The 18435-nt window shown below is 64.7% G+C and carries 13 protein-coding genes; 11 read left to right on the top strand and 2 right to left on the bottom strand.

The annotated features are described in order from the left end of the window. Window position 1 precedes the first annotated feature (1 nt). Window positions 2-508, bottom strand: a complete 507-nt coding sequence (tssB, locus tag AD659_RS27310) for a type VI secretion system contractile sheath small subunit (RefSeq protein ID WP_003177230.1) — start codon at window positions 506-508, stop codon at window positions 2-4. A gap of 81 nt (window positions 509-589) precedes the next feature. Then, on the bottom strand, window positions 590-1627 hold the full coding sequence (gene tssA / locus AD659_RS27305) for a type VI secretion system protein TssA (protein WP_053126613.1): 1038 nt from the start codon (window positions 1625-1627) through the stop codon (window positions 590-592). 415 nt (window positions 1628-2042) lie between these two features. On the opposite strand from tssA, the gene tagH reads away from it, so the two are divergent. The 11 genes from tagH to AD659_RS27250 all read left to right on the top strand — a co-directional run bounded on the left by tagH (window position 2043) and on the right by AD659_RS27250 (window position 18388). Continuing rightward, window positions 2043-3539, top strand: coding sequence for a type VI secretion system-associated FHA domain protein TagH (gene tagH, locus AD659_RS27300; RefSeq protein ID WP_053126611.1), 1497 nt, complete (start codon window positions 2043-2045; stop codon window positions 3537-3539). A 69-nt stretch (window positions 3540-3608) separates the two neighbouring features. Next, on the top strand, window positions 3609-4115 hold the full coding sequence (tssJ, locus tag AD659_RS27295) for a type VI secretion system lipoprotein TssJ (RefSeq protein WP_014340883.1): 507 nt from the start codon (window positions 3609-3611) through the stop codon (window positions 4113-4115). Between the two features lie 15 nt (window positions 4116-4130). Beyond that, a complete protein-coding gene (gene tssK, locus AD659_RS27290; RefSeq protein ID WP_053126609.1) occupies window positions 4131-5465 on the top strand; it encodes a type VI secretion system baseplate subunit TssK in 1335 nt (444 codons plus the stop codon). Between the two features lie 6 nt (window positions 5466-5471). Beyond that, complete coding sequence (locus tag AD659_RS27285; protein ID WP_053126607.1) at window positions 5472-6785, top strand: DotU family type VI secretion system protein; 1314 nt, start codon at window positions 5472-5474, stop codon at window positions 6783-6785. Further along, a complete protein-coding gene (tssM, locus tag AD659_RS27280; RefSeq protein ID WP_053126605.1) occupies window positions 6782-10282 on the top strand; it encodes a type VI secretion system membrane subunit TssM in 3501 nt (1166 codons plus the stop codon). The genes AD659_RS27285 and tssM overlap by 4 nt, the downstream gene beginning before the upstream one ends. Next, complete coding sequence (gene tagF / locus AD659_RS27275; protein WP_053126604.1) at window positions 10279-10932, top strand: type VI secretion system-associated protein TagF; 654 nt, start codon at window positions 10279-10281, stop codon at window positions 10930-10932. Before tssM ends, tagF begins: the two co-directional genes overlap by 4 nt. After that, complete coding sequence (locus AD659_RS27270; protein WP_003206909.1) at window positions 10933-11664, top strand: PP2C family protein-serine/threonine phosphatase; 732 nt, start codon at window positions 10933-10935, stop codon at window positions 11662-11664. Then, window positions 11661-14756: a serine/threonine-protein kinase gene (locus AD659_RS27265; RefSeq protein WP_053126602.1), complete on the top strand. Its 3096-nt coding sequence runs from the start codon at window positions 11661-11663 to the stop codon at window positions 14754-14756. The genes AD659_RS27270 and AD659_RS27265 overlap by 4 nt, the downstream gene beginning before the upstream one ends. Beyond that, a complete protein-coding gene (locus AD659_RS27260) occupies window positions 14756-15472 on the top strand; it encodes an ABC transporter ATP-binding protein (RefSeq protein WP_053126600.1) in 717 nt (238 codons plus the stop codon). The genes AD659_RS27265 and AD659_RS27260 overlap by 1 nt, the downstream gene beginning before the upstream one ends. Continuing rightward, window positions 15472-16668: an ABC transporter permease gene (locus AD659_RS27255; RefSeq protein ID WP_053126598.1), complete on the top strand. Its 1197-nt coding sequence runs from the start codon at window positions 15472-15474 to the stop codon at window positions 16666-16668. The genes AD659_RS27260 and AD659_RS27255 overlap by 1 nt, the downstream gene beginning before the upstream one ends. Next, entirely contained in the window at window positions 16661-18388 is a 1728-nt protein-coding gene (locus AD659_RS27250; protein WP_053126596.1) for a formylglycine-generating enzyme family protein, read from the top strand. The genes AD659_RS27255 and AD659_RS27250 overlap by 8 nt, the downstream gene beginning before the upstream one ends. Window positions 18389-18435: the final 47 nt, after the last annotated feature.

The raw sequence follows: 18435 nt of genomic DNA, 5'->3' as shown, positions 1-18435 counted from the left end.
ATCATTGGTCCTGTGCTGGCTTCGGCGCGCTCGCCAGGGCCTGCAACAGCGCTGGGTCCTTGATCGCCTTCATGATGATTTCTTCGGCACCGGTCTTGCCGTCCATGTAGGTCAGCAGGTTGGCCAACTGGGTGCGCGCTTCGAGCAGCTTGTTCAGCGAGTCGACCTTGCGGGCGACGGCCGCCGGGCTGAAGTCGTCCATGCTTTCGAATGTCAGGTCCAGGCTCAGGTTGCCTTCGCCGGTCAGTTCGTTAGGCACATGGAACGCCACGCGCGGCTGCATGGCCTTGAGGCGCGAGTCGAAATTGTCGACGTCGATTTCGAGGAACTTGCGGTCGGCCACCGGTGCCAGAGGCTCGGCGGGCTTGCCGGCGAGGTCGGCCATGACGCCCATGACGAAGGGCAACTGGACCTTTTTCTCGGCGCCGTAGAGCTCGACGTCGTACTCGATCTGCACTCGAGGCGCGCGGTTGCGCGCGATGAATTTCTGAGAACTTTGCTTCGCCACGTTGCTGCTCCTGGTCGCTTGAGCGACGGTGTTGGCGTCATCGGGGGTACCGGTGACGTGACTGCGTGATCCGCTCGCTTTTTATTCGCTGTCTGGGCCGCGCAGGTTTTCAAATTGACTCATGCCGTCGGGAATCAGGTTGCGCACGATGGCCGCGAAGTCGGCGTGCACCAGATTCTTGGCCCGGTTCAACAGCACCGGCAGCGGGCTGGAGGGCTCATGACGGGTGTAGTAAGCGAGAATCCGGTCCAGGCTGCGCAGCACGTCGTCGCGGTTGTTGATGTCGCCGCTGACGGTGCTGGTGTTGGTATTGCGCGGTGCGCTTGGCGCGCTGGCATATTCTGTTGTTGCGTCGCTGTCATCGCTGACAGGGTCGGCCTGGGCACTGTCGCCGCTCTGCGGGGCGAACTGACCGAGAATCTGCAGGGCCATCTTCAGCGGCTGCTTCAACGGGCCGAGGTCCACGCCTTGGGCGGAACCGACCTGGTCGCTGACTTGCTGCTCGATGGCTTCGGCGGCGCTGCGGGCTTCGAGCAGGGCGGCGCGGGTGATTGCCAACTGCTCGGGATCGCTGTCGAGCAGGGCCCCGGCGAGCTGTTCGGCGCCGAGGTTTTCATCCGGAAAACTTTGCAGGCCGCTGGCGTTGGCGGCGGCGCGCAGGCTGACGGCACCGAAGGTGCGCGAACGGGTGAGGATGCTTTCGCGTAACAGGCGGATGGTGACATCGGACGTCAGGCCAGCGAGGGCGTTGATGCGCACGGTGGGGTCGTTGTCGTCATCGGCGTCCAGGCGCGGATGCAGTTCGGCCCAGTATTGCTTGAGCAGCTCGCTGATCAGCGTCAGCACACGGGCCATGCCCGGCAGGCCTTCGAGGGCCAGGGAGCTTTGCATCAGGAAATGGGTGATGCGCAGGTCTTTGCTGCGTTGCAGCAGGTCCAGGCTCTGCTGCTGGATGCTGCGCCATTCAGGCGGTTCGGCAGGCAGGATCGAATCGCCCATGCTGCGCTCGGGTTGGCCCCGGGAGTCGCGTTCCAGGCGCAGGAAATCCGCGTCATATTCCAGGTCTTCACCGCACGGCGAAGTCGCGGAAACGGCGGCGAGCAACAAAGGCACATCCACTTGGATCGATCTCCCTATCACCCGCTTGAAGAAGTCGGGCAGTTCACACGCAAGTTTCGGATGAAACTCCACATGTTCCTTGACGGTAATGGCCCTTTAAGTCTTGGATGATCTTAAAGTGCCATCATGTATATTCAAGAAGTTGTGCATTTTTGGTGTAGTACTTATCGCTTGTCAAGGTAAGCTATTTCGCCTGTGTATGCCCTATGTAACAGTTGTGATGCGCTTAACAGCCTGCCCGACCCATCGGTCGAAGCGGCGACTGACGTGGGGTTTTTGTCACGCAAGCCGGTTATGATCAGCAATCATGCTGGCAAAAAGCCGTTTCCACGGTTGTTGGCAAGGTTGCCGGCGGGTCGTCAGGGCCTGAACCCTCACTCCCGCCCGCGCGCGAAGTATTCAGCAAGGAGGCAAGATGCCGCTGTGTTTGACTATCACTAGTTATCACAAAATTACCCCAGGCCAGTGTTCTGAAAAGTCCATGGATCAGGGGGTGATGGCAATTGGCCGTAATTCCGATAATGACTGGGTATTACCGGACCCTGAACGTCTGGTTTCCGGTAAACATTGCGTTATTCAATACAAAGATGGGCGCTATTACTTGACCGATAACAGCACCAATGGTGTGGAATTGGTCAAGGCTGGCGTGCGCTTGCGCAAAGGTAACAGCGAGCCCTTGCAAGACGGTGAAGTGATCCGCATCGGCGATTATGAAATCCAGGCCCGCGTCGATTTCAGCCTGCCGGTCACCGACAGTAACCCGTTCGCCGAGTCGCCCAGCAGTTTCGAAGCCTTGATGGGGCAGCAGAGCGCCCCCGCGTATGCGCCGTCGCCGATTCCCGGCCCATCACCGGTCCAAGTGCCTGCGCATTTCCAAGGTGTCTCGGCCATGGATACCCTGCCGGACCTGTTCGATTTCCTGGCCCCGAGCAGTGTCCCGCCGGCCACCCAGCCTGACCATGTCCCGGCTGAGCAACACAATTTCCTTCCGCCGACGCCGATTGCCCGACCGAGCCCACCGCCGGTGATCGAACCGGTGGCACCGCCGTCCGCTTCGGTGATCCCGGACGACTGGGACCCGTTCAGCGACAAGCCTGCGCCGGTGGCGGTTGCCCCGCTGCCCGTGGCCCCGCAACCTGTGTCGCCGCCCCCCGTGGTTGAGCCGGTCGCGACGCCTGTTGTGCAGCCGCCGCTCGTCGACATCTTTGCTGAAATCAGCGCGCCGCCGCCGGCCCCCGTGCCTGAAGCGTCGGTCACCCGCGTCGAGCCTCCGGTCGCGCCAGTTGCCCCAGTCGCTCCCACCGCTGCGGTCGAATCTGCCCAACCCGATTTGCTGCAAGCCTTCCTGCGCGGTGCCGGGCTGGATCAGTTGCGCCTGGACAAGGCCAACGCCGAAGCGCAGATGGAAAACATCGGGCGCAGTTATCGCTTGATGGTCGAAGGCCTGATCGATGTCCTGCGCGCCCGCAGCAGCCTCAAGGGCGAGTTCCGCATCCAGCAGACGATGATCCAGCCGGTGGAAAACAACCCGCTGAAGTTCGCCCCCAATGTCGATGAAGCCCTGCTGTTGCTGTTGCGCCACGGCAACCAGGCATTCATGGCCCCGGACGCGGCGGTGCGCGACAGTTTCGATGACTTGCGGGCCCACCAACTGGCGGTGATGGCTGGTGTGGAAGCGGCCATCAAGCATTTGCTGGGGCGCTTCGAGCCGTCGCAACTGGAAGAGCGCATGGCCAAGCCCGGTGGGCTGTCGGGCATTTTCAGCGGCTCGCGACAGGCGCAGTACTGGCAGCAATTCACCGAGCTCTACAGCAACATTTCCCGGGAAGCCCAAGAGGATTTCCAGGACCTGTTCGGTCGCGAGTTCAGTCGCGCCTACGAAGAACACAGCACACGACAGCGACGCCGTTGAGCGGCGTCGCCTTATAACAATACTGATCAAGTCAACAACGGATAGCTCAAACGTCATTGAGGACGCAGGATGATTCCCAGGTTTTTACTCGCAGTTGCCACCGTGCTTCTGCTGACGGCGTGCGCCAAGGATGCGGCCAACCCCCAGCCCGAAGAAGCTGAGGCCGACACCGCCGCCATCGAGCTGCATTTCCATGCCATTGCCGGCCTCAACCCCGGCGCCACCGGCCAACCGGCCCCGGTCCGGGTGCGCATTTTCGAACTGAAAAATGCCGCGACCTTTGGCCGTTCCGATTATTTCGCCCTGGCCGAACGGGCCCAGGCCACGCTCGGCGCCGACCTGATCGACCAGGACGAGGTGCTGATCCAGCCCGGCCAGCAACTGAGCCTGCAACGCGACCTCGACCCGGCCACGCGGCACATCGGAATACTGGTGGGTTATCGCGAGCTGGACCAGTCGCTGTGGCGCACGGTGATGAATGTCCCGGCGCGCGAATACACCGAATACCAGATCAGCCTCGATGTGCGCGCCGTGCGCAGCGCCGTCGTCGTTCCCCCATCCAGCCCTGCCCAATAAGCAATCGGAGCCCCCATGTCCTGGAACAATCGCGTGGTCTGGTCGGAAGGCATGTTCATTGGAACGCAGCACTTCCAGCAGCATGACCGTTACCTGGAAAACCTCATCGACGCACGCAGCCGCCCGTTGTCGGCCGGCGCCTGGGGTTTCTCCGAATTGCTGATCGACCAGGGCCTGTTGGCCCAGGGCAAGCTGGCGATCATCTCGGCGCGGGGCCTGTTGCCGGATGGTACGCCGTTCAATATTCCCCAGGATGACCTGGCGCCAACCCCCCTGAACGTCGATGACAACCTGCGCGATGGCCTGGTGTACCTGGCCTTGCCGCTCAAGCGTGCCGGTGCTCGCGACACCGTGGATGAAGGCGAAGACCTCGGCGCTGCGCGTTATGTGAGCCAAGTGTGCGAAGTGCGCGACGACAACGCGCCGTTCGAGAACCGCGCGCCGGTGGCCCTCGGCTCCCGGGCGTTGCGTTTGTTGACCGAACGGGATGGCATTGGCGACTACGCGGCCATCGGCGTGGTGCGCATCAAGGAAAAACGTGCCGACCGCGCGTTGGTGCTCGACGACAACTACATCCCGCCGCTGCTGGATGTCGTCGCGTCCAAGCCGTTGGCGGCGTTTCGCAGCGAACTGTTGGGCCTGCTGCATCAACGCGGCGAAGCCCTGGCCGGGCGGGTGGTGGCGTCCGGTGCCGGTGGCGCCTCGGAAATTGCCGACTTCATGCTGCTGCAACTGGTCAACCGCGCCCAGCCGTTGATCCAGCACCTGAGCCAGTTGAGCCCGTTGCACCCCGAGCGTTTCTACAGCGAATTGGTGAGTCTGGCCGGCGAATTTTCCACGTTTACCGCGTCCGGGCGACGACCGCAACAATACCCGCCTTACCAGCACGATGACCTGGCGCTCAGCTACGCGCCGGTGATGCAGGCCCTGCGCGAAGCCCTGTCGATGCTGATCGACAGCAAGGCGACGCCAATTCCGATTGTCGAGAAAGCCTACGGCATCCACGTGGCGATGCTGGCCGACAAGACCTTGCTCGACAGCGCCAGCTTCATCCTGGTGGTGCGCGCCGACGTGCCGGCCGAAACCCTGCGCGGCCGCTTCGGCCAGCAGAGCAAGGTCGGCTCGGTGGAGCACATCCGCGACCTGGTCAATCTGCAACTGCCGGGCATCGGCCTGCTGCCGTTGCCAGTGGCGCCACGGCAGCTGCCGTACCACGCCGGCTCCACCTACTACGAACTCGACCGGGGCAGCGATCACTGGCAGCAGTTGAGCAACTCCGGCGGCTTTGCGTTCCACATCGCCGGCCAGTTCCCAGGGCTGAACCTGGCGTTCTGGGCGATCCGAGGATAAACCGCGATGAGCAACGACGATCGTACCCAATTCATGCCGACGCCCGGTGGCCGTGGCGCCGATCCATTTCGCCCCGACCCTGGCCGTCCGGACCCGGGGCGTCCACAGCCTGCGCCGCTGTCTATGCCGGCCGCGCCGGTCCTGACCGGCAAGGCCGAGGGCCTCAACCCGCTGGAAAGCGCCGCCGGCCCGCTGCTGGCCCTGCTGACGCGCCTGCGCAATACCATTGCCCACCCGGCACCGGCCAGTTTGCGCGCCCAATTGTTGGCCTACCTGCGCCAGTTCGAAGAGCGCGCCGAGGCCGCCGGTGTGGTGCGCAACGACGTGTTGCTGGCCCGCTACGCCTTGTGCACCGCGCTGGACGAAGCGGTGTTGAGCACGCCTTGGGGCGGCACCAGCGACTGGGGCAAGCAAAGCCTGCTGATCACCGTGCACAACGAAGCCTGGGGCGGCGAGAAGGTGTTCCAGTTGCTGGAGCATTGCCTGCAAAGTCCGCGCGAGCGCCTGTATCTGCTGGAGCTCTTGTACCTGTGCATGTGCCTCGGCTTTGAAGGTCGTTATCGAGTGATGAACGACGGTCGCAGCCAACTGGAAGCGTTGCGTGAGCGCACCAGCGCCGTGATCCGCAGCGCCCGGGGCGACTACGAGCGCGAGCTGTCGCCGCATTGGCGCGGTGTCACCGTGGCCCGTGATCGATTGGCGCAATTCATGCCGCCGTGGATCGCCGTGGCCATTGGCGTGGCCTTGCTGTTGGCGCTGCTATTCGGCCTGCGCATGAAGCTCGCCTCGGATGCCGAGCCGGTGTTCAAGAACATCCACTTCCTCGGTGAGATCCCGGTGCAGACCATCGACCGTCCCGTGGTGCAGCCGAAAGTGATCGAGCGCCCACGCCTGGCCGGCTTCCTCGCCGATGAAATCCGCGCCAACCGGATTGCCGTGGAAGACGCGGTCGACCGCTCGGTGGTGACCATTCGTGGCGATGAACTGTTCGCCTCGGGCAGCGCCAGCATCAAGGACGATTTCCAGCCTCTGATGCTGCGCATCGCCGAGGCGGTGCGCAAGGTCAAGGGCCAGGTCCTGGTCACCGGCCACAGCGACAATCGGCCGATCGCCACCCTCCGGTTCCCGTCCAACTGGGCGTTGTCCGAAGCGCGGGCTCAATCGGTGCTGCAAATTCTCTCGGCCAAGACCGGCCAGCCCGAGCGCTTCAGTGCCGAAGGCCGCAGCGACACCGAGCCGTTGGCGTCCAACGCCACCCCGGAGGGGCGTGCGCGCAATCGTCGGGTTGAAATCACAGTATTGGCGGAGGGGGTCGAGTGAAGGCGTTTTTCAGTTTTATGACCCGCTGGGTCATCCCATTGCTGGGGCTGATCGCCCTGAGCCTGATCATCTGGTTCGTCGGTCCGCTGCTCGATTGGCTGGTGCCTGAAGGACGGCGCTGGGCCTTGATCATCCTGGTGTTCGCGGTGTGGATCGCCTACCGGGTGTTCCGCATCATCCAGGCGCGCCGCCAGGCCGCCGAAGTGATGCGCAGCCTGGCCGCGCAAACCCCGCCTGACCCGACCAGCATCGCCACTGCCGAAGAACTCGAAACCCTGCGCCAGCGCATGGACGAAGCCTTGGCCCTGCTCAAGAAAGCCAAGCTGGGTGGAGACGAGCGCCGTAACCTCTACGAGCTGCCGTGGTACGTGATCATCGGTCCGCCGGGTTCGGGCAAGACCACCGCGCTGGTCAACTCCGGGCTGCATTTCCCGCTGGCCGCGCAGCTGGGCGCCGGTGCCGTGCGTGGTGTCGGCGGTACGCGCAATTGCGATTGGTGGTTCACTGACCAGGCAGTCCTGCTCGACACCGCCGGCCGCTACACCACCCAGGACAGCGACGCGACTATCGACAAGGCCGCCTGGCTGGGCTTCCTCGGCCTGCTGAAAAAACAACGGGCCCGGCGCCCGATTGACGGGGCGTTCATCGCCATCAGCCTGTCCGACTTGTTGCTGGGCAGCGACGCCGAGCGCGCCGCCCATGCCGCGGCGATTCGCTTGCGGATCCAAGAGCTGTACACCCAACTGGGCGTGCGCTTCCCGATCTACCTGATGCTGACCAAGCTCGACCTCGTGCCCGGGTTCATGGAGTATTTCGATACCCTGAGCAAGGAAGAACGCGCCCAGGTCTGGGGCATGACCTTCGCCCTGGACGATGGCAAGAGCAGCGACAGCCCCCTGGCGCACCTGCAAAGCGAATTCACCGGCCTTGAGCAGCGCCTCAATGACCGTTTGGTCGAGCGCCTGCAACAAGAGCGCGATCCGGCGCGACGCGATCTGATCTACGGCTTCCCGCAGCAGTTCGGCGCCCTGAAGGATTGCCTGCAAAGCTTCCTCGAAGGCGTGTTCAAACCCAACGCCTTCGAAGAGCGGGTGTTGCTGCGCGGCGTGTATTTCACCAGCGGCACCCAGGAAGGCAGCCCGATCGATCGCCTGATCGGCTCCATGGCCCAGAGCATGAACCTGGACCGCCAACACCTGGCGCGCCAGACCGGCACCGGGCGCAGCTACTTCATCGAAAAACTCTTCACCGCCGTGGCCTTCGCCGAGCGCGGGCTGGTGGGCGTCGATCCGAAAGTCGAGCGTCGGCGCAAATGGATTGCCCGCGGTGTGCTGGCCTCGACGGTGGTGCTGGTGTTGGTGGTCAGCACGTTGTGGTGGGTCAGCTACCGGGCCAACCAAGCCTACATCGCCCAAGTCGATCAGAAGGTCGCGCCATTGGGCCAGACCGTGCAGAACCTCAGCCCGGCACAACGGGATGTGCTCGCGGTGTTGCCGTTGCTCAACGCCGTGAAACACCTGGCCGACGACGCTCCCGACTGGGCCGAAGGCCTGGGCCTGTACCAGGGCGACATGCTTGAAGCCGAGTCCGGTAGCGTCTACCGCAAGCTGCTGATCGCGGTGTTCGCGCCACGCTTGCTGACGCGCATCGAAGAGCAACTGCACAGCGGCGGCAATTCGGATTTCCTCTACGAAGGCTTGAAGGCCTACCTGATGCTCGCCGACACCGAGCATTACGACGCCGATTTCATCAAGGCCTGGATCGCCCTGGATTGGGACCGCAGCCTGCCGCGGGACTTGCCGGCCGAGCAGCGCCAGGCCCTGGCCGGGCATTTGCAGGCGCTGTTCGAGCGGCGTCCGCCCCTCGCGCGCCTCGACCCACGCCTGGTCGAAGACCTGCGCCGCCAGTTGCAGCAATTGCCGGTGGCCCAGCGGGTCTATGACCGGATCAAGCGCCAGAAACTGCCCGAAGGCATCCCGGGCTTCCGCATCAACGAAGCCGCCGGGCGTGACGCTGCGCTGGTGTTCAGCCGCAAGAGCGGCAAGCCATTGGGCGAACCCTTGAGCGGGTTCTTTACCGTCAAGGGTTACCGCCAGGGCTTCTTGCTCAGCAGCCTGAGCCAGACCGGCACCCTGGCCGAAGAGCAATGGGTGCTGGGCCACGAAGAGGCCGATCAGCAGAACGTCGCCAGCCTGGCCGCCGACGTGCGTCGCCTGTACTTCCAGGATTACCTGCGCCAATGGGACGCCTTGCTGGCCGACATCGACTTCGTGCCGATCACCAGCGTGGCCCAGGCCGCCGATGTGCTGCGGGTGATTTCCGGCCCGAGCTCGCCGTTGAAAAAACTGCTGGTGGCGGTGGCGAAGGAAACCGACCTGCAACAGGACGAGCGCCTGCTGGCCGCCCAAGGTGCGCCGGTGGAAGGTGGCGTGGACAAGCTCAAGGAACGCCTGGGCAGCTTGCTCGGCCAGGAGCAGGCGACGTCAAGCGCGCCGGCGACCAGCGATGATCCGATCACCGCGCACTTCGCCGAGCTCAACAGCATCGTCAGCAAAAGCGAAGGCGAGCCAGCGGCCATCGACGGCCTGCTGGCCGACATGAACGCCTTGTACGTGCAGGTCAGCGCCATGGTCGGTGCCAGCGGCGACGCCTTGCTCGGCGAAGCCAAGAACCAGGCCACGGCCGCCGCCACCCGCGTCAGCCTCAACGCCGAACGCCAGCCGCCGTTGGTGCAGGGCCTGGTCAAGTCGGTGGTCAATTCCACCACCAACAGCATGATGGGCGGGGTGCGCAACCAACTGAACGCGGCCTGGACCAGCGAAGTGGTGAACATCTATCGCCAATCCCTGGCCGGGCGCTATCCGATGTCGCCGGGCAGCGCGCGGGACGCGACCCTGGATGACTTCGGCCAGTTCTTCGGCGTCGGCGGGGTGATGGACAACTACTTCCGCAAATACCTGCAACCCTACGTCGACACCTCGACCCCGACCTGGCGCTGGCAGCCGGGCGCGGCGCAGAAGCTCGGCATCGCCCCCGGCGTGCTGCAGACCTTCCAGCGCGCGGCAACCATCCGCGATGCGTTCTTCCGTTCCGGCGGCACCCAGCCGATGGTGCGTTTCGAACTCAAGCCGGTGGCGATGGACTCGACCATCACCCAGTTCCTGCTCGACCTCGACGGCCAGCAACTGAGCTACGACCACGGCCCGAGCCGCCCGACCGCCATGCAGTGGCCGAACCCGGGCAGCATCGGCGTGGTACGGATCTCGATCATGCCGCCGTCGTCCAGCGGTCGCTCCGGCATCACCCTGGATGGGCCGTGGGCGTGGTTCCGGCTGCTGGAGCAATCGGACCTGACCGCCGGCAACTCGCCGGATCGCTTCAACCTGCGGCTGCGGGTCGATGGCGCCAGCGCCTCTTACGAGTTGCGGGCCAACAGCGCCTTCAACCCGTTCAAGAGCCGGGTGCTCAGCGGCTTCAGCCTGCCGGAGCGGCTATGAGTACGCCGGGCTTCTACGGAAAGTTGGCCAGCCGCGGCGACTTCGTCAGCCGTGGCTTGCCCCAGGGGTTTATCGGCCCGTGGGATTCGTGGTTGGCGGCGGGTTTGCTCGCCAGCCAGACCAGCCTCGGCGAGCGTTGGCTGGACGCCTATCTGGTCAGCCCGTTGTGGCGCTTCATGGTCGCGCCGGGTGTGTGTGGCCCGGACGCCGCCGTTGGGGTGGTGATGCCGAGCATCGATCGGGTCGGTCGTTATTTTCCGCTGACCATTGCCGTGCTGCTGGAGCCCGACGCGGACCCGGCGTCGGTGGTGGGCGGTGCGGACGAGTGGTTCGAGCGAGTCGAGAACCTGTTGCTGAGCACCTTGAGCGTCGAGGCCAGTTTCGAGGCGTTCAACGAACAACTGGAAACCCTCGGCAGCCCGATGTTCCTGCCACGCACGCCGAGTAGCCGTTTCGCCAGCCTGCATCGCTTCGATGCCACCGACCCGCAGCGGCGCATGAGCGCCCTGGCCGAGGCGGCCTGTGAAGGCGTGAGCCTGTGGTGGGGCCAGGGATCGGAGCGCATCGCCCCGGGTTTGATGCGCTGCCAGGGACTGCCGGCAGCGGCTGATTTTGCGCAATTTTTGCTCGGCCAAGAAGGTGTTGTGTAGATGCGTCCAAGTGCCGGAAAAGCAATCAAGTCTGCAAGCAAGAGCCATGTCGGGATGGTCCGTCAGGTCAACGAAGACGCCTGCCTGGACCTGCCGGAAAACGGCCTCTGGGTGGTGGCCGACGGCATGGGCGGGCACGCGGCGGGCGACTACGTCAGTAGCCTGATCGTCGACAGCCTGCGCGGTATTGCCGTGGGGCGTTCGCTGGACGAGTACGTCGCGGCGCTGCAAAGCGACCTGCTGCGGGTCAACGCCGCCGTGCGCGAGGAAACCGCCAACCGTGGCGTGACGATGATGGGCAGCACCGTGGTGGTGTTGGCCGCCCGCGACCTGCGCGGCATGTGCCTATGGGCCGGTGACAGTCGCTTGTATCGCCTGCGCGACGGCGTGCTCGAAGGCATTTCCCGGGACCACAGCTACGTCCAGGACTTGCAGGACAGCGGCCTGCTCAGCGAAGCCGAGGCGCGCGTGCATCCACGGGCCAACATCGTCACCCGGGCCATTGGTGTCGAGGCGCAACTGAACCTGGCGCTGACCGAACTGCTGCTGGTGCCCGGCGACAGCTACCTGTTGTGCAGCGACGGGCTGACCAAGACCGTCGAGGACGATGAAATCCGCGAAGTATTGAGCCACGACGAGCCCGGCGAGATCGCCAGCAGCCTGGTGTCCCTGGGCCTGATGCGTGGCGCGCCGGACAACATCACCGTGGTGGTCGTGAAGGTGCCGTCATGAGCTTGACCCTGAACATTGTCATCCCCGGCTACGACATCGAAGGGCCGATCGGTGAAGGCGCGATGGCCAGCGTGTACCTGGCGACCCAGCGTTCGCTGGAACGCAAGGTCGCGTTGAAAGTCATGGCGGCAGCCCTGGCCGCCGACCCGACGTTTTGCGAGCGTTTTTTGCGCGAAGGCAAGACCCTGGCGCGCTTGTCGCACCCGCACACCGTCACCATCCATGACATCGGCAACGTCGGTGAGCTGTATTACATGGCGATGGAATACCTGCCCAACGGCACGCTCAAGGAACGCATCGCCGCGGGCCTGACGCCGGAGCAAGGCCTGACCTACATCCGCCAGATCGCCTCGGCCCTGGGTTATGCCCACGGCTTGGGGCTGGTGCACCGTGACGTCAAGCCGGCCAACATCCTGTTCCGCGCCGACGGTACGGCGGTGCTCTCGGACTTCGGCATCGCCAAGTCCCTGGACGACCGCACCCAGTTCACCCAGGCCGGTTTCGCGGTCGGCACGCCCAGCTACATGAGCCCGGAACAGGCGCGCGGGCAGGACATCGACGGCCGCGCCGACCTGTACGCCCTGGGCGTAGTCCTCTACGAAATCCTCGTCGGCAAGCTGCCGTACACCGGCAACGACGCACTGTCCACGGCCCTGGCGCACCTGACCGAACCGTTGCCGGAATTGCCAATGCACCACGGCCGTTACCAGGACGTGTTGCGCAAGCTGCTGGCGAAGGATCCGGCGGAGCGTTTCCCGGATGCGGCGGCGCTGCTGCGGGCGCTGGATAACCTGCCTGAAGCATCGGCGGAAGCGACGCTGATCCGGCCGTTGTCGTTTGAACTGCCGGCCACGCCGCCACCGGTGGATGACTTGGCGGGCTTGACGCCCATGTCCATCGACATTCCCAGCGGCCCGGCTTACTCGCCGCCGCAACCGCAGCCCAAGCCTGTCCCGCCGCCAGCAAAACCGGCGCCTCAGTCGACGGTGTCGGAGCAGCGCAAGGGGCCGGTGTTCGCCCTGGCCGCCGTTGCGGTCGCCGTGGCACTGGCCTTGGGCGGCGCGGGTTATTGGTGGTTGGCCGGTGACGATGGCAAAGACGTAAAAACGCCCGTGGCCACGACCACCTCGGTCAAGCCACCGCAAGTGTCGCCGCCGAAGGCCCCGGAAGTGCCAGCGGTCAAACCACCCGTTGCACCGCCGGCTCAGCCGCCTGTGGCGACCGAGGCCGACGGCGGCCAGCGTCCGCTGTTGATGGCCGGCAAGAAAACCCTGTTCCAGCGCGTGCTCAGCAAACCGGGGGCGAAACTCGCCGAGGCGCCGGGTGCCGCAGTGGGCAAGGCACTGCCAGCGTTTTCGGTGTTGTATGTGTATCAGCGCAAGGACGTCGATGGCAGCGCCTGGGTACGGGTCGGCGCGGCCACCGACGGGCGCAGCGACGGCTGGTTGCCCGCCACCCAGGTCAGCGACTGGAAGCAAAGCCTGGTGCTCAAGTTCACCGAGCGTTCCGGTCGTGCGCCGGTGATGTTCCTGCGTCAGCCTGGCGAGGTGGAAAAGCTCCTGGCTAACCCTTCGGCGGCCAAGAACGTGCTGCTCAAGGCCCAGCAGAGCCCCCAGGAAGACCAGCAAGTGCTGGCCCTGGAGCCGGCCGCCAGTGCCGTGCCCCAGAGCCAGTTCTACCTGTTGCCGATCTTCGATTCCCGCGAGAGCCTCGATGAAAACGGCCAGCCGGTGCAGTTGCTGAATGTCGCCTCCATCGACCCAGGCAACACACCCAGGGCTTCGAACAACAACACGCCGATCACCACCGCCAACGCCGACGCGTTCCGCACCGCCGTGGTGCTGGTGGTGGACACCACGGTGTCGATGCAACCCTACATCGACCAGGTCCGCGACGTGGTCCACGAACTGCAAACCCGCATCGCCGAGCGCGGCGAGTTGGACAGTGTCAGCTTCGGCATGGTGGGTTTCCGCAGCAGCATCAAGAAAACCCCGGGCCTGGAATACGTGGCCAAGACCTTGATCACCCTCGAACAGGGCCGCGACCCGCAGCGCTTCATGGAGCTGGCGCGGCAGGTCAAGGCCTCGACGGTGTCCAGCCATTCGTTCAACGAAGATGCATTCGCCGGGGTCATGGAAGCCGTCGAAGGCATGGACTGGTCTGGTTACGGCGGACGCTTGATCCTGTTGGTCACCGACGCCGGCGCCCTGCGCAAGAACGACCCGTTTGCCGCCACGCAAATGAACGAGGCCGAAGTGCGCCAGGCAGCGCTGGGCAAGCAGATCAAGATCTACGCGCTGCACCTGCTCAGCGACGCCGGCAAGAAAACCCACGCTGGCGCCCAGAGCCAGTACCGCACCTTGACCGCCGACGCCAACCCGCAGATTGGCGACCTGTATATTCCGGTGCCGGGCGCTGATGTGCGCAAGTTCGGCGAGCGCGTCGACGAGATCGGTTCGGTGTTCGCCGACTTGGTCCATCAGGTGCGCGGCAACAAGGCGCAAAGCGTGCCGCTGCTCAGTGCCGCGCCAAGCCTGGCCGACAAATCGGCCGCGGTCGGCTACGCGATGCACATGGATTTCCTTGGGCGTAAATCCGCCAGCCAGGCGCCGCAACTGGTCAGTGCCTGGACCGCCGACCGCGACCTGACCAACCCGGCGCTGCCGGCGTTCCAGGTCTGCGTGATGCTGACCAAGCTGCAACTCAACGACCTGCAGCAGTCGCTGAAGCTGATCGTCGACGCGGCCCGCAAGACCCAGAGCTCGCCCAAGGATTTCTTCCAGGAAATCGCCAGTGCCAGTGCCTACATGAGCCGTGACCCATCGGCCCTGCGCAAGGGCGGCAACCTCGCGGATGGCGGGATTCTCGGCGAGTACCTCGAAGGGCTGCCGTACCGCAGCAAGTCGCTGAACATGACCCAGGACTTGTGGCTGTCTTTGAGCGTGGCCGAGCAGGAAGACTTCATCGACGAGCTGGATTCGAAAATCCGTCTCTACGAAACCTTCCACAACGACCTCGCCAATTGGGTGCGCTTCGGCGACGCCGAGCCGGGCGACGCCTTGTACCGCGTTCCGTTGTCGACGCTGCCGTGATGCTGACCCTGAACGCCGTGCACAAAAGCCGGGGCGCCGGCAGCCAGCGCTACAGCCTGGTGATTCCACGGCTGCATTTGCGCGGCGGTGAACAACTGGCGGTGGTCGGCCCCAGCGGTTGTGGCAAGAGTACCTTGCTGGATTTGCTGGCGCTGGTGTTGGCGCCGGACCAGGCCGGGCAATTCGACTTCACGCCCGCCGACACGCCGCTGGACGTCGCCAAATTGTGGCGTGCGTCGCAACAGGGCACCTTGGCCGAGCTGCGCAGCCGTTACCTGGGTTATGTTTTGCAAACCGGCGGCCTGTTGGGCTTCCTGGATGTGCGCGGCAACATCGCGTTGTCGCGCAAATTGCTGGGCTTGAAGGATGACGCAAGCGTGACGCGCCTGGCTGGGCAGTTGGACATCGCCGATCAACTGGACAAGAAGCCGGCGGACTTATCCGTCGGCCAGCGCCAGCGGGTCAGTTGTGCCCGGGCGTTGGCCCATGGGCCGCGCCTGCTGCTGGCCGATGAACCGACCGCCGCCCTCGACCCGCTCAACGCTGAGCGCGTCATGCAGTTGCTGGTGGCCCAAGCCCGCGAGCACGGCGTCTGCTGCGTGGTCGCGACCCACGACGAAGCGCTGGCCCGCGCCAGCGGTTTGCAGGTGCGCCGCATCAGTTGCCGTCGCGACGTCGACGGCGGTGTCACCGCCACCCTCGGGGAGGCTTGCTGATGCGCGGCGCGCTGGTGGCTTCCCTGGCCTGGCAGGATTACCGCAACGATGCCTGGCTGTCGGCCTGCTCGGTGCTGGCGTTGGTGGCGGTGGTGGCGCCGTTGCTGGTGCTGTTCGGCCTGAAGTTCGGCCTGGTCAGCAGCCTCACCGAACGCCTGCAGAACGACCCGGCCACCCGGGAAATCATCCCCTTGGGCGGCGGTCGCTTCAGTGCCGAATTCATCGACCAATTGAGCCAGCGCGGCGACGTGGCCTTTGCCTTGCCGCGCACCCGGCAGATCGCTGCGACGGCGGATTTGAGTGGCGAAGCGTCGGTCGTTACGGTCGAGATGATTCCCACCGCGGCCAACGATCCCTTGTTCGATCACCTGCCGGTGCCGCAAGGCCTGGATCAAGTGGTGCTCAGCCAGACCGCCGCTGAAAAGCTCGGGGCCAAGGCCGGCGATTGGTTGCAGGCCAGTTTCGGCCGGCAGGTGGCCGGTCGCAGCGAGGCCCAGCGCACTCGTGTGCAGGTGTTGCAGGTGCTGCCACTGGAAGCCTTCGTCCGGGACGGCCTGTTTGCGCCGTTGGCGTTGCTGGAGGCCGCCGAGGATTACCGCGACGGCCGTGCCGTGCCCGCGTTCGGCTGGCCGGGCGATACGGTGGGCGAGGCCGGACAGCGCGTGTATCCGGCGTTTCGCTTGTACGCCCGCAGCCTCGGCGACGTCGAGCCGTTGCGGCAGTATTTCGCCGGGCAGAACCTGCTGGTGTCGACCCAGGCCCAGACCATCGCACAGGTGCAATCGCTGAGCCGCAATCTGTCGATCGTGTTCTGGATCATCGCCGGGTTGGCCTTGGCCGGTGCGTTCGCGGCGATCTTTGCCGGCGCCCTGGCGGCGGTCGAGCGTAAGCGCCGGGAGCTGTCGGTGTTGCGCCTGCTGGGGGTTTCCACCGCGGCGCTGTTGCTGTTCGTGGTGTTGCAGGCGCTCTACAGCGCCACGTTTGCGGCCCTGTTGAGTGCCGGCCTGTATGGCCTGGCGCAGTCGGGCCTGAATTATTTATTTGCACAGATGCCCGGCGAATACGCCAGTCATCTGTTGGTGCGTCACTACACCTTGGCCCTGGTGGCCGTGCTCGGCGTCAGCGCCGTCGCGGCGGCTTGCGGTGGTTGGCGGGTGGCGCGCATCCAGGCGTGTGAAGGAATTCGCGATGTATAAGTTATTGGGCGCCGCCGTGGCGCTGAGCCTCGCCGGTTTGGTCTGGGCAGATGAAGGCACGGACAAGCTGGACAACCCCAAGCCGTTGCCCGACGACGTCAGCCTGCCGCTGCCGTGCGAAGGCCAGATGGTGTTCCGCTACGTCTACATCCTCGCCCAGGGCACCCTGGACGACCGCGAGATCAGTCTCGGTTACCCGTTCAGCGAAGGCGAGGCGGGCTATCAACAGTCGTTCATTTCCGGTTACCGGCGCGACTTCATCAACGGCCAGTTCACCCTCAAGGACCTGCCCAAGGATTGGAACACGACCATCACGCCGTTGATGCCCAAGACCGACGCCAAGACGCCGCTCAAGCCGATGCTGTATTTCATCGGCAAGTACGAGGTCACGGCCCGGCAATACGCCCAGGTCATGGCCCAGGCGCAATCGCTTGCCAGTGGTGAGCCGGCCCCGGCCTGCGAAGCCTTGCAAGCCGAGTTGCCCCAAGGCGTGGCGGGGCGTTTGCCCAAGGTGAAACTGTCGAAGTTCGAGGCCGAGCGCTTCTCGGCGGTGTACAGCGCCTGGCTGATGAAATACCACAAGGACCTGCTGCCGGTGAGCGGTCGCGGCACTTCCACCGAAGACGGCGGACTGGGCTTCGTGCGCTTGCCGACGGAAGTCGAATGGGAATTCGCCGCCCGTGGCGGCCAAGCCGTGAGCCGTCAGGACCTGGAAGGGCGACTGTTTCCGCGGCGCCTGGAAGGCAGTGAAAGCGACGGGCCCCTGGCCGATTGGGCGGTGTTCAACCAAGTCGCCGGCGGCACCGGCCAGGCGGCGCGACTGATGCCCATCGGCACCAAGTTGCCGAACCCCATTGGCTTGTTCGACGTGGTGGGCAACGCCGCCGAAATGGTCCAGGAATCCTTCCAATTGGTGCACGCCGGTCGCCGCCAAGGCGCCTATGGCGGCTTCGTGGTCAAGGGCGGCAACTACCTGGAAGGCGAGGGCACGCTGTTCACCGGCATGCGCCGCGAATACCCGTTGTTCACGGCCGATGGCACTGAGCAAAGCAACGAAACCACCGGTTTCCGCGTGGCCGTCGGGGCGTTGTCGGCGCCGCGTTCGCGCTACAAGGAATTGTTCGCCCAATGGCAGAAGGAGGGGCGGCTCGCGTCGCTGACTGACGCCATCGACGATGCCGACGACCCGACCAAGCGCCTGGACAGCATCATCGCCGCCAGCGTCGATCCGCGCCTGCAAGCCGAACTGGGCCTGGTCAACGAAGAGCTCAAGCGCAACGTCTCGCTCATCGCCCAGCAGCGCGAGGAAGCGGCGGGCAACCTGATTCAGTCGTCGGCCCTGGTGGCCGAGACCGTCAACAATTACAACATCCGCCTGACCAATCTGCAGAACAGTCGGCAAGCCGCTTTGGACGCCAAGGACGAGGCCAGCGCCAAGCTGTTCGCCACGGCCATCGACAACGGTCGCAGTGCGCTGGATGGCGCGGTGGCGATCTACATCGACAACCTGGCCACCGGCACGCGCTACACCGATGCCGTGATCCAGGCGCAGTTCCAGCGCATCAAGGAAGAATTGGAGCGCAAACCGGTACTGGGCAAGAGCCTGGTGGCGCGTGCAACGTTATTCGTTCGTCATGTCGGGGATTATCGTCAGCAAAAACGAGCCGACCCGGCGGCGATATTGAAGGAATTGCTCGCATCGAACGCTCAGCGGTCTTGAGTGTTCGTTGTCAGCGAGCTTGGAAGGGACTCAGTCGGCGATAGCGC

It is taken from the genome of Pseudomonas thivervalensis (assembly GCF_001269655.1).
GTDB lineage: Bacteria > Pseudomonadota > Gammaproteobacteria > Pseudomonadales > Pseudomonadaceae > Aquipseudomonas > Aquipseudomonas thivervalensis.
The sequence above is the reverse complement of the archived record's forward strand: the minus strand, read 5'-3'. Positions and strand labels throughout refer to the sequence as shown.